We start from the raw sequence: 13,862 nt of genomic DNA, 5'->3' as shown, positions 1-13,862 counted from the left end.
CCACCCCTGCTCCTAAAGCCATGCAAACCCTGAAAAATTACGTTATACTTTTAAGCAAGACAAACATTTATTAATAAAAAACACATTCAACGAAGATATCCTAACGTCTAGGATTGCGTGAAAAAATGCATAATAAGACGAATAACTTCGTTTAAAAGGGGGGGAGTTTATGTCTTTGCTTCATTGGGCTGTATTATCACCGTTTCTATTAGCAATTATAGTACCGTTCTTATACAAACTATTTCGACAAATACATACAGGATGGTTTGTATTAATTTTACCTGTTATACTTTTCACCTATTTTTCACGGTTCATTTCATTGACCAAACAAGGAGAAGTAATTACGGAAAGAGCTACATGGATTCCTTCTCTCGGAATTCATGTTGATTTCTATCTAGATGGACTTGGACTTTTATTTGCACTGCTCATTACAGGAATTGGTTCACTCGTAATTTTGTATTCGATTTTTTATTTATCAAAAGTGAAAGAAAAGCTGAATCAGTTTTACGTCTTCCTCTTGCTTTTCATGGGTGCGATGCTTGGTGTTGTACTTTCTGATAACTTAATCGTCCTTTATTCCTTTTGGGAATTTACGAGTTTATCATCCTTTTTATTGATTGGATATTGGAACGAAAGGGAGCGCTCACGTTATGGAGCACAAAAATCCCTGCTTATCACCGTGTTCGGGGGCTTAAGCCTGCTTGGAGGAATCATCCTCCTTTCCATTATGGGGAACACATTCAGCATACGTGAATTGATTTCACAAAGCGGAGAGTTGATGGACCACCCGCTCTTCACTCCCGCACTTTTGCTCGTGTTACTTGGTGCCTTCACTAAATCCGCACAGTTTCCATTCCATATCTGGCTTCCTGATGCGATGGAAGCTCCGACACCGGTCAGCGCTTACCTTCATTCCGCCACAATGGTCAAAGCGGGAATTTATCTGGTTGCCCGTTTAAGCCCAGTTTTCGCAGAATCTGGCGTTTGGTTCTGGTGCGTTTCGATTGCCGGCTTGATTACCCTATTCTGGGGTTCGTTCTCTGCAGTCAAGCAAACCGATTTAAAGGGGATTCTGGCATTCTCCACCATCAGTCAGCTCGGCTTGATCATGTCTCTATTGGGACTTGGAGCAGCAGCACTCCACTATGACACATTGGGTGAAAATATATACTTGGCAGCCACGGTGGCAGCTGTTTTCCACTTAATCAATCATGCGACTTTTAAAGGCAGTCTATTCATGGTTGCTGGTATTATTGATCACGAAACTGGCACCCGGGATATCCGGAAGCTCGGCGGATTGATGCAGCTGATGCCAATCACCTTTACCGTGGCCGTCATCGGTGCTTTTTCAATGGCAGGCCTTCCACCCTTCAATGGTTTCTTAAGTAAAGAAATGTTCTTGGCCAGTATGGTGAATGTATTAGAACTAGATATTTTTAATATGGAGACATGGGGAGTATTGTTCCCCGTTCTTGCTTGGGTTGCTAGCGTGTTCACATTTATTTACAGCATGATTGTCGTGCTCAAGCCCTTTACTGGCAAGCTTCAGCTCCATCTATTAGAAAAGAGGCCGCACGAGGCACCAATCGGCATGTTAATTTCTCCGATTATCCTTGCTACCTTGGTCATTGTTTTTGGAATTTTTCCAAATCTGCTGTCTTCGTCAATTATAAAACCGGCGGTAGCCAGCATACAGCCAAACTTAGTAGATTCGAATTTCCAAGTTCATATCGCTTTCTGGCATGGATTCTCACCAGAATTATGGATGACGATTGGCATCATTGTAATAGGGTTAATTTTATATAAAACGTTTCCGAAATGGGAAAGGATTTATCAGTGGTTGCCTGAACGTTTTTCTTTGAACACTCTGTATGATAATGGGCTAAAAGTGCTCGAACGCTCCGCTTCCTCTGTCATGAAATTTCTGATGACAGGCTCTATTCGGACCTATTTATTATCGATTTTCCTTTTCTTTATTCTATCATTGGGCTTTGCCCTCTATTGGAAGGATGCATTTAAATTAGATACAGGGAATTTTGCCCCGATTGGTTTATATGAATTGGTTTTAGCGGCGATTATCGTGATTGGCTCAATTTCCATTCTGTTTGCAAAATCCCGTTTAACATCCATTATCCTATTAGGAGCTGTTGGTTATACGGTTTCTCTATTTTTCGTCTTATTCCGGGCACCGGATTTAGCGTTAACTCAACTAGTCATCGAAACGATTTCAGTCGCTCTGTTTTTGCTCTGTTTCTTCCACTTACCGTTACTGGCAAGCAGAAAAGAAGAGCGGATGACCTTCAGATTGAATAACGCATTGATTTCTATTGGTGTAGGTACCATCGTCACATTGATTGCCTTATCAGCTCACAGCAACAAACTATTTGATTCTATATCAAGTTATTATCTTGAAAATGCTTACAAGGAAGCAGGCGGGAAAAACGTAGTAAATGTCATTCTAGTTGACTTCCGCGGACTTGATACGATGTTCGAAATTAGTGTTCTTTCTATCGCTGCGCTCGGAATCTTCGCGATGATTAAATTGCGGCTGACAGGGAGGAAAGATAAATCATGAAACAAAATGACCTGATTCTTCAAACGGTGACGAAGGTAGCCGCCTTTGTTATTTTACTTTTTTCGGTAGCAATCTTTTTAGGCGGCCATTATTCGCCAGGGGGCGGGTTTGTCGGCGGCTTGATGACTTCAGCAGCAATTGTCCTGCTTCTGCTCGCTTATGACATTAAAACCGTCACCAAGATCTTGCCGATTGACTATAAATTAATGATTGGTTCAGGCTTGTTCATCTCAAGCCTGACTGTTGCTGGTGGGTTAGTGTTCGGGGTTCCGCTCATGACCCATGTGTACCGATATATCGACCTACCTATTCTTGGGCACATCTCGCTTCATACGGCAGTACTTTTTGATTTAGGTGTTTATCTTGTGGTTGTTGGTGTAACGATGACCATTATTCAAACGATTGGGGAGAGTGAATAATGGAACTTTTAATGGCCATTGTCATTGGAATTTTATTTATGAGTGCGACCTATTTAATGCTTTCAAAAAGTATTTTACGAATCATAATAGGAACTGGTTTGCTCAGTCACGGTGCCCATCTTTTAATTTTGACGATGGGCGGTTTAAAAGGCGGCTCGGTTCCATTGCTTAGCGATAAAGTGGCATCCTATGTTGACCCGCTTCCGCAAGCACTTATCTTAACTGCGATTGTCATCAGTTTCGGTGTCACCTCATTTTTACTGGTGCTTGCTTACCGAACCTATCAGGAGCTTGGAACTGATGATATGGAAGAAATGAGAGGTACGGAAGCAAATGAATAATCTAACTTTTATGCCTGTTTTATGGCCGCTTTTTACAGGCATTATCCTCATCTTCTTTGCAAAAAAAATCAAGCTCCAACGAGGGATTTCTCTATTTTCCTCCCTTATTGGAATCGTAATATCCCTTTATTTAGTGCTTTCCGTTAATAATCAAGGGATTTTGACACTCGGTGTCGGTAGCTGGGATGCTCCATTTGGGATTGTGATTGTCGCTGACATGCTTTCCTCGCTGCTAGTTCTAACCACGAATATCATTGGATTAGCTATATTGATTTACTCGTTTTACTCTATTGGTAAAGAACGTGAAACACACTATTATTATCCTGTATTTCAATTTTTACTGATTGGTGTTAACGGAGCATTCCTCACGGGAGACCTCTTTAATTTATTCGTCTTCTTTGAAGTCATGCTGATGGCTTCTTACGTGCTTCTCGTACTTGGAGGAACGAAAATCCAGCTGAGAGAATCATTGAAGTATATTATCGTCAATGTACTATCATCTGCCTTTTTCGTCATCATGGTCGCATACCTGTATTCAGTTCTCGGCACCTTGAACATGGCACACCTCAGCCAGCGGATATCAGAGGTTAACCAGCCTGGGATCATCTCGGTGATTGCCATTGGTTTCTTAATCGTATTCGGTTTGAAGGGAGCTATTTTCCCGTTACTCCAATGGCTCCCTGGGTCCTATTATGCCCCACCTATCCCAGTGATGGCTCTATTTGGAGCGTTGCTGACCAAGGTCGGGATTTACGCTATTTTCAGGACCTATACACTGATGTTTTATCATGACCAAAATTTCACCCATACTTTTTTAGCGATACTTGGTATCTTAACCATCATCATCGGTGTCATTGGTGCGATCGCCTATTGGGATGTTAAAAAAATTATCATTTACAATATCATCATTGCAGTTGGGGTTATCATTTTCGGAATCTCCTTGATGAATGAGCAGGCCTTATCTGGTTCCATTCTTTACATCATTCATGACATGCTGATTAAGGCAGCACTCTTTCTGTTGGTTGGTATCATGATTAAAATTAGTGGATCAGATAATTTACGGAATATGGGAGGACTGATCAAGCAATACCCTGCCCTTGCCTGGACCTTTTTTATTGCAGCTATATCATTGGCAGGGATTCCTCCCTTCAGCGGATTCGCTGGCAAGCTGCTGATTCTTCAGGGAGCTGCAGAAAAAGAGGCCTACTTTGGAATGGCTGCAGTCTTATTATCAAGCTTAATGGTTTTATACTCAGTGATGAAGATTTTCATAAATGGCTTCTGGGGTACTCCAAAAGCAGATTATACCCTAGCTGAAAATACGGTTAATAAGATGCTTGTTCCTGCTGTTCTCCTTGTTGTCCTTTCCGTTTTATACGGAGTTGGAACAGAATCAATTTATCCTTTTATTTCACAAGCTGTTGACACATTAATGAATCCCGATATTTATATCGATGCGGTTTTAAAGGAGTAGTGCCTGATGTCCTTTCAAATTTTACTGAATGTGTTCCTGGCGGTTATCTGGATGTTTTTAAAAAATGAATTTAACGGGAGCACCTTTATCATCGGCTATGTATTAGGGCTCGGTATCATGTTTGTCTTCCGTCATTTTTTCACTGAGCGTTTTTACCTGAATCGGGTGAAAGCTGTCATTCAATTAACCCTGATTTTCGCCAGGGAGCTCATATTATCAAACGTTAGCGTCCTTAAGGTCGTGCTTAAGCCCAAACTGGATATGAGGCCTGGCATATTTGCATTCGAGACCGTGCTTACAAAAGATTGGGAAATTACGATACTATCAAATTTAATTACACTGACCCCCGGAACACTTGTCGTTGAAGTTTCAGAAGATAATCGAATTCTTTATATTCATGCGATGGATATCGCCGACAAAGAAGAAGCCGTAGACAGCATTAAAAATACATTTGAAAAAGCGATTATGGAGGTGAGCAAATAATGTTTGATCTTTTACTTAAAATCGCGTTGCTCGGTGTCTCCCTTTCCATGATTGGTTTTTTATATCGTTTAATTAAAGGACCATCCGTGCCGGACCGGGTCGTTGCACTTGATGCGATGGGTATAAACCTTATTGCAATCGTAGCGCTTGCCTCCATCGTTATGGATACAAGCGCTTATCTTGAAGCCATTCTGCTGCTCGGAATCCTATCATTTATCGGAACGGTCGCTTTCGCTAAATTCCTTGAGAAAGGGGAGATTATCGAAAATGATCGAAATCGTTGAAATCCTATCAGCTGGATTCATTTTAATTGGGGTATTTCTCTTTCTAGTCTCAGCTTTCGGTGTCATTCGACTGCCTGATGTCTATACAAGAAATCATGCTGCATCCAAAAGTTCAACACTCGGAATCATGTTCATCCTAATCGGCACATTGTTATATTTTTATTATAAGCATAGCCACTTCGATTTCCGTGTCGTGCTTGCAATTTTCTTTATCTTCATGACAAGCCCCGTAGCCGGACATTTAATCAACCGCTCCGCTTACCATTCCGGTGTTAAAATGTGGGATAAAAGTGTCCAGGATGATTTGAAGAAGAACCGATGATTCGTTATATCCAAACCAAAAGAGCTGCCCTGTTGAAAGGGGCAGCTCTTTTGTATGTCTTAATCCTTTAAAAATACTTGATCTCCCAAACTGATTTCACCAGTTCGAATTACCGAGGCATACACGCCAAAATGATTTTTTCTTTCTTTGACTACTGTTTTTAAAAGAGATGGATCTCTTTTTGAATCGGTTGGATCGACTGTTATAATCATACAGCGCTCACAATGCCTTTTAATTTCCAATTCAACACGATCTCCGATTTGAAGTCTCTTTCCGAACCACTTCTCTTCTAGAAAGGGTTTTTTGTTCATTAGTGACAGCACCAAATTGTGCCTAAATCTCCTGCCATCTACTTCTTTTCCCCAAAGCTCTGTCAATTTGGCAATCGAGGCGTCGCTCACAAGTAAGATGCTCTCTTCTTCAATTGCTCCCAATGGAATATGTGCCGGTGAATACTCAACGAATGATGCCTCCTGTTTTAACAGCTGATCCATTTCTTCTTGAAAGGCTGTATCTCCCCAGGTTAACACGTTTCCTGAAGGAGTCTTCACTTGAATTTCCGGATAATGGTCCAGAGCTTCCTCTCCAGAAAAAACGGCTTGATAACGGACCATTTCAGGAACTTGAGTAATCGTTAAAAACTTTCCATTCTTATCTTTAAAGGCATGGCTGCGATCTCCATATAATCCATATCCCATAACCTTAGTTTTTTGTACCTGTTCCCCTGTAAACGATTTTACCGGGTGACGGGTTATCTCTTGTACATGACCAACCAGCATAAGAGAAAACTCCTTTCTAAACAATAAAGGTCTACAACATTACTATACTTAACCCAAGAAATGTAGAATCAAGAAAAGGAACTAAATTACAAAAACACTGCGTTATTTCTAAAATCAACTTCATTCATTTTACTCACTTTTTGGTAAATCAATTATAGCTAATGTACAGCGTGAGATGCAGATAAGTTGATCTTTGTTATCCCTGATTTTCACATCCCATACCATTGTTGACTTCCCTCGATGGATTATGTTCCCTTCTGCGATAACATGACCAGAACGCACGCCTCTTACATGATTGGCATTGATTTCAAGACCAACTACCGCTTGTTTCGTACTATCAACAAGCTGTATTCCACCAACGCTTGCGACTGTTTCCGCAAGGGCTACAGATGCTCCTCCATGCAATAAACCAAGCGGCTGCCTTGTTCGTTCATCAACTGGCATCGTCGCAACGACTTTCCCATCACTTATTTCTTTCATTTCAATTCCAAGCGTACCGATCAGTGACTTTTCGATATTAATCTCCATCTCTATACCCCCACATTTTGTTTTTTTACTATCTAGATAATTTTACCTTTTCATTAAGTAATACAACAGGAAATTATTATATATAAAAAGGATGACTCAGTTTAATCAAGTCATCCTTCATCCTATACTGATAGTGCGTTACTTTGAAAGAATCTCTTTCAGTTCCAACCAACTTGTCAATCTTGGAATATCCATTTCTCTGTTATAGGAGTTGTCCATAGCATATACTTTCGTTGGAATATCCAATAATGTTTCCAAAACTGCCGGTTTATCATCAAAGTAATAATCCAATTCCAATTCGCGAATCGTTTCAATTTTTTCATGATCCTTCATACCGCAGTAAAAATGTTCGTCCTTAACTGGAAAGCCGTTTTCGATCAACCATTTTTTCGTCCGTTCACCATGCTCCGATTTTCTGGCGGTAATGTAGTATATTTCATGTCCTTCGCTTTCAAGCTCCTGTAACGTCTCTACTGCGCCCTCAAAGGCTGGACAGGATGAATAATAGACTTCTTCCGCAAGGCTGTTCCACATCTTTCCTCCTGCCTCTTTATCCAACCCGAAAGCTTCATGGATCTCTAGCGTTTTTAATGCCCTGAATTCCGTTAACTCTACATTCTTATTAAGCTTTTTATTATAGAGATGGAACGCAAACTCCCTCAAATTAATAAGAGTATCGTCTATATCAAAACCAAATTTCATATCCTTCACTCCTCATTCAAACATAAACGGCAAACTGTGATGCGAAGGAAATTTCCTTGTCCACCTGAACGGCCTGTAATTTTTCAATCTCAGCTTTTCTTTTCGGCTCAGCCATTTTCAGACCAAAAAAGCTGGTATCCTGCTGCATGATGCATTCTTGAATAAGATCAGCTAATATATCTGCATCCTTCATTGCACAATTAAGGCCAAATGCGCCTGTAGGTGTCATCGTATGGGCCGCATCGCCCAATAAAGCAACCCCATCTTTTGTCCACGTTTCACAATAGCTACTGTGAACATCCAATAAAATAAAATCCTGCCAGGAATGAATATTTTCTCGCACCACACTCTTTAACTCTGGGAAGGCTAATATCAATTTTTCAATAAATGGCTCAAAGGGTTGTTTTCGCAGATGAGGATACGAACCATGTTCAATATTCCACCCGATTTGTATGAAACCTCCTGCCTGAGTGAAGAGAGCAAGCTGGGAATCATTGACCAAAGCCATCTTGATGGAAGGTTTCCATCCCTGTGGAGCAGGAATCTTAGCCCACAGCAAATCATAGCCATGGTTTTTAATAACCACAGGAATTTTCGCTTTCTTTCTAACAGTTGAAAATCTGCCGTCCGCCCCAATAATCAATGAGCTTTCCACTCTAATGTTGTTTTCTTCTTTTCGAGCTTCCACACCGGTAAATTGGCCCATTTCGTTCTGAATTAAGTCAGTCACCCTTGTGTTCATCATCAATTGAAAAGAATCGAGCTTTTCAGCTTCATTCAATATAGCAGTAAGCAGGTGATTCTGAGGGACATGGATGCCAAGGTTATCTTTAGTAACTTCGGGAAAAATCCGCTTAAATACTTGGCCGTCCTGCCAATATTCAATTTGCTCCATTCTAAGCAAGCCAAGCTCTTCCACATCCTCGAATAAGCCGTGCTTTTTAAGAATGCTTTCTCCTTCATCGTTTAAAAACTCACCCCGAAACTCTCTTGCTACTTCTGAATGCCTCTCAAGTAGGATGACTGATATGCCTTGTTTGGCCAATAGGTAGCCTAATAGCGCTCCTCCTGGTCCTGATCCGACAATACATACATCTGATTTAACCACCATGCTTTTTCACCTGTTGTCTATTTTTTATTTAGGATAAGCAATGATACAGATATCCTCTCCAGACATGTCCACACTAGAGATGGAAACATCCATTGCTTCATCCATTGTATCTACATTGATTCCGCTAAATGGTGTAAGCGAGTTTCTCCCGCCTAATAGTTTAGGTGCGACATAGATCAAGTACTTATCGATGAGTCCTGCCCTTAGGAATGAGGCGTTTACTTCGCTTCCGCCCTCAAGTAAGACATCCGTTATTCCTTTTTTATATAGTTCTTCCATCAGAATTCTCAAATCCAAACCCGCATCTGTTTTTGGAACAATAATGAATTCAATTCCCTTTTCACTTAAGGCAGCAATTTTATCTACAGATGCATTTTCCTGCGTCACAATCACGGTTTTAGCATCCGATACCTGAACAACATTGGCATCTAATGGAACACGGAGTTCACTGTCTAAAATAATTCGTATCGGGTTCTTCCCTCCGCCTTCTGGAAGCCGAGTCGTTAAGGATGGGTTATCAGCCAATACAGTCCCAATACCGATGAGAATAGCATCGACTTCATCACGAAGAAGATGAACGGAATGGCGAGACTCTTCTCCTGTAATCCACTTAGAATGGCCTGTATGGGTCGCAAGCTTGCCATCGAGTGTCATCGCATATTTGGAAATGACAAATGGACGATTTGTTATCATATTGTGAATAAAACGCTCATTCAATCTTTGGGCTTCCTTTTCCAAAACTCCGACTTCCACTTCAATTCCTGCATCCCGAAGAATTGAAATTCCTCTTCCTGCAACTTCAGGGTTTGGGTCTTGTGTAGCCACTACAACTCGACGTACACCTGATTCTTTTACTAAATTAGCACACGGAGGTGTCTTTCCATAATGAGAACATGGCTCAAGAGTGACGTAAAGAGTCGCATCTTTCGCATAATCCCCCGCCATTTTAAACGCATGAACCTCTGCATGCGGCTCACCCGCTTTACGATGGATCCCCGTTCCAGCGATGACACCGTCTTTAACTATAACTGCCCCAACTACTGGATTAGGATTCGTCTTTCCTTTAGCACTGGCCGCTAAATCAAGCGCCAATTTCATGTAATATTGATCATTATTCATAGCCACATTCTCCTTACACAATCAAAGTAGGCTTCTTTTGCGGAATATGCCCGGATTTCTTAACCTTTGTATTCAGATAGAAACTATTATCGTCTGTCAAACCGCCCCAAAGTGGGATATGGTCTTTAGCCGCAAGTCCATGCTTTTTAAGAGCGTTCAACTTTTTCGGGTTATTCGTAATCAAAGTTACTGGATTCTCACGCAGTTCTCTCAATACCCGAATGGCACCCTCATACGACCGTGTGTCGTCTTCAAATCCTAAAGCTTGATTCGCTTCAACAGTGTCATAACCTTCTTGTTGAAGCAAATATGCCAAGGATTTCGAGAACAAGCCTATCCCTCTTCCTTCATGGTCTGCAAGGTAAAAAATAGCGCCGCAACCATGCTCGGCTATCATCTTCATTGATTGGTGAAGCTGGTATCCGCAATCACAGCGTTTACTGCCAAAGATATCCCCTGTGTGACAGATGCTATGCATACGGACTAGTGCATCCTCCGACTTCTGGAAATCACCGTACACCAATACAGAAGATTGCTGACCAAAAGCCAGGTTGGCTTCTGAAAGCGACTCAAGTACTGTTTCCTTTTCGTTCTCAGTGCCATCTAACTGGAGCCATGTATACCATTGAAAAACAGTAGAGAAATCCCCTTGTTCAACTGGAAGATTCACCGGCCCCACAAGGCATAGATCATCTTTCCCTGGAGTTTTAATGATGTTCATTTTATCTATTAAAAGGTCTTTTGTTTGCTTGGTTATATTCATAATAACATCACCTATTTTATAATTTATAGTGAGCCTGCCCCTTACTTTAGGTAAGTAAGTATATTACTATACACTATACCTGTCAATGAATGAGTTTACAAATAATAGTGTGTGTTTGTTTCTAATTTTCAAGTAGGTTTTTCTCAAACCGCTATCATATCGGCTATCTATAATACATATTTTAACGTATAAAGAAAACGTGTCTATAGATAGACTCAGGAAAGGAAGGCAAGATTTTGGAGGATTTCCCTTATTTTTTATACGACCCTGACCTTTTTCCGATTTGTGACAAGGCAGAGAATATGTATCGAAAATCCGAAGGACCAATGTTCCGCCCCTTCTCGGCCGCTAATCCAGATATGTTAGTTAAATCAGCAAAGTCTTCGCAATCTTTACTACTCGATGTAAAAAAAGTCGTGGATACTTTAGCCACATCCATGCCCTTCTCCACCAGGTTAATGACTGCTGCTCAAGAATCAAAAAAGACTGTCGTGATCGATATGATTCGAAAGACAGGCGTCAAAACCGTACCTGACATCATGTATAGCCCTGATGGAATACGCTTTGATTTCCATCAAATAACAGGTGATGAAACGCGTATCATCGTCAGCTTGAAATGGAGGGATATGTAGGTAATGACCAATCTTTTCAAAAAACCGAAGCCCTTTTTTCGGCTTCGGTTCATTAAGTTCATTTGTTTACGATTCGAAAGTTTCAACTAACAATGCGAGCGTACGTGCCATGACTCCAGTAGCCCCCGCTGTGCATAATTCGGAACTAATCGAGGTCGTGGATGTTCCGGCAATATCCAGATGCACCCATGGAGTTGCTTCGGCAAATTCACCTATAAAGGCACCGCCCATGATTGCATGTCCAGCTCCACCTGGTGAATTATTCAAATCCGCTATTTTACTGTTGCGCACCCGTTCTTTGTCTTTTTCGGTAATTGGCAGACGCCACATCGGCTCTCCCGCTTCCTCTGAGGCTTTAAGGACTTGCTCATAGAATTTCACGTTATTGGTCATTGCACCCGTCATATCCATACCTAGGGCCGTTATAACACCACCAGTTAAGGTTGCAACGTCAACAAGATATTCTGCACCATGATGTTTAGCGTACGTTATAGCATCCGCCAAAACAAGCCGTCCTTCCGCATCAGTATTCAATACCTCAATCGTTTTGCCGCTCATGGCAGTAATCACATCATCCGGCTTAAAGGCATCGCCGCTGATCATGTTATCAGTAGAAGGAATGACAGCTACGACATTTTGATCCGGTCCTAATTCACTTATAATTTCCATTGCACCTAAAACCGCTGCCGCTCCTCCCATATCCGTCTTCATTCCGACGATTCCAGCCTTCGTTTTCAATGAGTAGCCACCAGTATCAAAAGTGATACCTTTTCCCACCAACCCGATAACATCTGTCCATTCTTCTTTGCCTTGATACTTAAGGACAATCATTTTCGGAGGTTCGACCGACCCTTGATTAACTGCAAGAAGAGCACCCATACCTAGCTTGAGCATGTCTTCTTTCTCAAGGATTTCTACTTCAAAACCATAACGTTCACCTAAAGTAGATGAATAGTCAGCTAGATCCTTTGATGTCAACAAATTTCCTGGAGTGTTAACCAATGTTCTGGCTGAATTCGTTGCTCTTCCAAAAATGCGGCCAACATGAAGGGCAGCTCCAACTTCTTCGTTATCAAATTCACTATAGACCGTAATTGATTCAATATTTTTTTCAGCCTGATTCGATTTTTGTTTGTAGCCCGCAAACTTATAGGAAGCCAGCTCGAAAGCCTCAGAAAAGGCGTGGGCAGCATCTAGTGCATCCAAGTTTTCAGTCGTAAATGTATCCAAAGCTATCGAAAGCGTCGTAAGTTTTGATTTTGCAATTGTTTTACACGATTTACCCAGAGCTTCACGCAACGTTTCAAGGGTAAGCTCTTTATCCTTTCCCAACCCTACAAAGATCAATCTCTTTACACCTAATTTTCCTAATGTATGTATTTTTACAACTGATTTTTTCTTGAAAGAGATTTCACCTGCCTTCACTAATTCAGTAAGTTGACCGGATAATTTCTCATCGGCTTCTTTTCCTATACCGGCAAATTTTATGGGCCGGTCAAAAACGCCTATAATCAGGCATTCTTCGATTACATCTATATTCAAGGAATTTTTTACTGTAAACATTCTGATACCTCCTCCGTTCGATTATCTTTATTATAACGAAATCTTCCGAAATTTTCGAATAAGGACCAATGTTAATAATAATAAGAGATATAGTTTAGAATACCCACCTTTAGAGAAATAGTATAAGAAAGATCATATTTACTCTTACAAGCAGGTAATCGACAGGATTTGATGGAAAGTATAATAAGGACCAAATCGTCCGATGAAAGAAGCAAGATTACTTATTCACCTTTATATAGATTTCAACGTAATTTTATAATCAGAAAGAAGGCTGATACTTTTGGAATTATTTTTTAACTTCCCTTTAATCGCAGCATTAATTGCCATTTTCTTTGCTCAATTCATTAAAGTACCCATTCATTTTATCGCTTTTCGTAAAGTTAACTGGTCACTTCTTAACTCGACTGGCGGTATGCCAAGCTCTCACTCAGCGGCCGTGTCCGCTCTTACCGTAGCCGTGGGGATAGAAACCGGAATGGACTCCCCGGTCTTTGCCGTTGCTACCATATTCGCCGTCATCACGATGTTTGATGCGACTGGAGTAAGACGGCAGGCAGGAGAACAGGCGGCTGTCTTAAATCAACTCGTAACAGACTTTAATACGTTTGTCGAGCAAGCAAAGAATTGGCAGAAAAAAGCGGAGAAACAGAAACAGCAACAATTAAAGGAACTGCTAGGCCATAAACCTATTGAGGTCTTTTTCGGTGCCTTAACAGGAGTATTCATTGCACTTATTCTTCACTTTTTTATCTTTCAAGGGTAGGTGG

At 41.0% G+C, this 13,862-nt stretch carries 16 protein-coding genes; 9 read left to right on the top strand and 7 right to left on the bottom strand.

The window, feature by feature from the left end; all coding sequences use genetic code 11:
• Positions 1–169 precede the first annotated feature (169 nt).
• The 7 genes from JFU50_RS12400 to mnhG are packed head-to-tail and all read left to right on the top strand — an operon-like array spanning position 170 to position 5,898.
• Entirely contained in the window at positions 170–2,575 is a 2,406-nt protein-coding gene (locus tag JFU50_RS12400) for a Na+/H+ antiporter subunit A (RefSeq protein ID WP_201222744.1), read from the top strand.
• A complete protein-coding gene (locus JFU50_RS12395) occupies positions 2,572–2,994 on the top strand; it encodes a Na(+)/H(+) antiporter subunit B (RefSeq protein ID WP_201222743.1) in 423 nt (140 codons plus the stop codon). The genes JFU50_RS12400 and JFU50_RS12395 overlap by 4 nt, the downstream gene beginning before the upstream one ends.
• A complete protein-coding gene (locus JFU50_RS12390; protein WP_056525719.1) occupies positions 2,994–3,335 on the top strand; it encodes a Na(+)/H(+) antiporter subunit C in 342 nt (113 codons plus the stop codon). The genes JFU50_RS12395 and JFU50_RS12390 overlap by 1 nt, the downstream gene beginning before the upstream one ends.
• Positions 3,328–4,809, top strand: coding sequence for a Na+/H+ antiporter subunit D (locus tag JFU50_RS12385; RefSeq protein ID WP_201222741.1), 1,482 nt, complete (start codon positions 3,328–3,330; stop codon positions 4,807–4,809). The genes JFU50_RS12390 and JFU50_RS12385 overlap by 8 nt, the downstream gene beginning before the upstream one ends.
• A 6-nt stretch (positions 4,810–4,815) precedes the next feature.
• Positions 4,816–5,292 (top strand): Na+/H+ antiporter subunit E, encoded by a 477-nt coding sequence (locus JFU50_RS12380; protein ID WP_053348734.1) that lies wholly within the window; start codon positions 4,816–4,818, stop codon positions 5,290–5,292.
• Between the two features lie 47 nt (positions 5,293–5,339).
• Positions 5,340–5,576 (top strand): Na(+)/H(+) antiporter subunit F1, encoded by a 237-nt coding sequence (locus tag JFU50_RS12375; RefSeq protein WP_376110396.1) that lies wholly within the window; start codon positions 5,340–5,342, stop codon positions 5,574–5,576.
• The gene (gene mnhG / locus JFU50_RS12370) at positions 5,560–5,898 is read left to right on the top strand and encodes a monovalent cation/H(+) antiporter subunit G (RefSeq protein ID WP_053348732.1); all 339 of its coding nucleotides are present in this window, start codon (positions 5,560–5,562) and stop codon (positions 5,896–5,898) included. Before JFU50_RS12375 ends, mnhG begins: the two co-directional genes overlap by 17 nt.
• Positions 5,899–5,957: 59 nt before the next feature.
• Here mnhG and JFU50_RS12365 read toward each other — a convergent pair whose 3' ends face one another.
• The 6 genes from JFU50_RS12365 to JFU50_RS12340 form a co-directional block, all read right to left on the bottom strand.
• Positions 5,958–6,677 (bottom strand): MOSC domain-containing protein, encoded by a 720-nt coding sequence (locus tag JFU50_RS12365; protein WP_201187177.1) that lies wholly within the window; start codon positions 6,675–6,677, stop codon positions 5,958–5,960.
• A 129-nt stretch (positions 6,678–6,806) separates the two neighbouring features.
• On the bottom strand, positions 6,807–7,205 hold the full coding sequence (locus tag JFU50_RS12360) for a hotdog fold thioesterase (protein ID WP_201187179.1): 399 nt from the start codon (positions 7,203–7,205) through the stop codon (positions 6,807–6,809).
• Positions 7,206–7,343: 138 nt separating this feature from the next.
• Positions 7,344–7,907, bottom strand: coding sequence for a 5' nucleotidase, NT5C type (locus JFU50_RS12355; RefSeq protein WP_201187181.1), 564 nt, complete (start codon positions 7,905–7,907; stop codon positions 7,344–7,346).
• 16 nt (positions 7,908–7,923) lie between these two features.
• On the bottom strand, positions 7,924–9,018 hold the full coding sequence (locus JFU50_RS12350) for an FAD-dependent monooxygenase (protein WP_201222739.1): 1,095 nt from the start codon (positions 9,016–9,018) through the stop codon (positions 7,924–7,926).
• A 24-nt stretch (positions 9,019–9,042) separates the two neighbouring features.
• Positions 9,043–10,137 (bottom strand): bifunctional diaminohydroxyphosphoribosylaminopyrimidine deaminase/5-amino-6-(5-phosphoribosylamino)uracil reductase RibD, encoded by a 1,095-nt coding sequence (ribD, locus tag JFU50_RS12345; RefSeq protein WP_056524761.1) that lies wholly within the window; start codon positions 10,135–10,137, stop codon positions 9,043–9,045.
• Positions 10,138–10,150: 13 nt separating this feature from the next.
• On the bottom strand, positions 10,151–10,900 hold the full coding sequence (locus JFU50_RS12340; RefSeq protein WP_201222737.1) for a GTP cyclohydrolase II: 750 nt from the start codon (positions 10,898–10,900) through the stop codon (positions 10,151–10,153).
• Between the two features lie 236 nt (positions 10,901–11,136).
• Between JFU50_RS12340 and JFU50_RS12335 the strand changes: the two genes are divergently transcribed.
• Positions 11,137–11,532, top strand: a complete 396-nt coding sequence (locus JFU50_RS12335; RefSeq protein WP_201187188.1) for a hypothetical protein — start codon at positions 11,137–11,139, stop codon at positions 11,530–11,532.
• A 66-nt stretch (positions 11,533–11,598) separates the two neighbouring features.
• On the opposite strand, the gene JFU50_RS12330 is transcribed toward JFU50_RS12335, so the two are convergent.
• Positions 11,599–13,095 carry a leucyl aminopeptidase gene (locus JFU50_RS12330; protein ID WP_201222735.1) on the bottom strand — a complete coding sequence of 499 codons (1,497 nt, stop codon included), beginning with the start codon at positions 13,093–13,095 and terminating at the stop codon, positions 11,599–11,601.
• Positions 13,096–13,375: 280 nt separating this feature from the next.
• Between JFU50_RS12330 and JFU50_RS12325 the strand changes: the two genes are divergently transcribed.
• Positions 13,376–13,858, top strand: coding sequence for a divergent PAP2 family protein (locus tag JFU50_RS12325; RefSeq protein ID WP_201187192.1), 483 nt, complete (start codon positions 13,376–13,378; stop codon positions 13,856–13,858).
• The last annotated feature ends 4 nt before the right edge of the window (positions 13,859–13,862 follow it).

Origin of the sequence: Peribacillus sp. TH14, assembly GCF_016651145.1 — a bacterium.
Classification (GTDB): Bacteria; Bacillota; Bacilli; order Bacillales; family DSM-1321; genus Peribacillus; species Peribacillus butanolivorans.
Note: the sequence above shows the minus strand (reverse complement) of the source record. Positions and strands in the feature narration are given on the sequence as shown.

Bases quoted from the DNA above. Each gene is read 5' to 3' on its own strand.
- JFU50_RS12400 (WP_201222744.1), top strand. From the start codon at position 170: ATGTCTTTGCTTCATTGGGCTGTATTATCACCGTTTCTATTAGCAATT.
- JFU50_RS12395 (WP_201222743.1), top strand. From the start codon at position 2,572: ATGAAACAAAATGACCTGATTCTTCAAACGGTGACGAAGGTAGCCGCC.
- JFU50_RS12390 (WP_056525719.1), top strand. From the start codon at position 2,994: ATGGAACTTTTAATGGCCATTGTCATTGGAATTTTATTTATGAGTGCG.
- JFU50_RS12385 (WP_201222741.1), top strand. From the start codon at position 3,328: ATGAATAATCTAACTTTTATGCCTGTTTTATGGCCGCTTTTTACAGGC.
- JFU50_RS12380 (WP_053348734.1), top strand. From the start codon at position 4,816: ATGTCCTTTCAAATTTTACTGAATGTGTTCCTGGCGGTTATCTGGATG.
- JFU50_RS12375 (WP_376110396.1), top strand. From the start codon at position 5,340: ATGATTGGTTTTTTATATCGTTTAATTAAAGGACCATCCGTGCCGGAC.
- mnhG (WP_053348732.1), top strand. From the start codon at position 5,560: ATGATCGAAATCGTTGAAATCCTATCAGCTGGATTCATTTTAATTGGG.
- JFU50_RS12365 (WP_201187177.1), bottom strand. From the start codon at position 6,677: ATGCTGGTTGGTCATGTACAAGAGATAACCCGTCACCCGGTAAAATCG.
- JFU50_RS12360 (WP_201187179.1), bottom strand. From the start codon at position 7,205: ATGGAGATTAATATCGAAAAGTCACTGATCGGTACGCTTGGAATTGAA.
- JFU50_RS12355 (WP_201187181.1), bottom strand. From the start codon at position 7,907: ATGAAATTTGGTTTTGATATAGACGATACTCTTATTAATTTGAGGGAG.
- JFU50_RS12350 (WP_201222739.1), bottom strand. From the start codon at position 9,018: ATGGTGGTTAAATCAGATGTATGTATTGTCGGATCAGGACCAGGAGGA.
- ribD (WP_056524761.1), bottom strand. From the start codon at position 10,137: ATGAATAATGATCAATATTACATGAAATTGGCGCTTGATTTAGCGGCC.
- JFU50_RS12340 (WP_201222737.1), bottom strand. From the start codon at position 10,900: ATGAATATAACCAAGCAAACAAAAGACCTTTTAATAGATAAAATGAAC.
- JFU50_RS12330 (WP_201222735.1), bottom strand. From the start codon at position 13,095: ATGTTTACAGTAAAAAATTCCTTGAATATAGATGTAATCGAAGAATGC.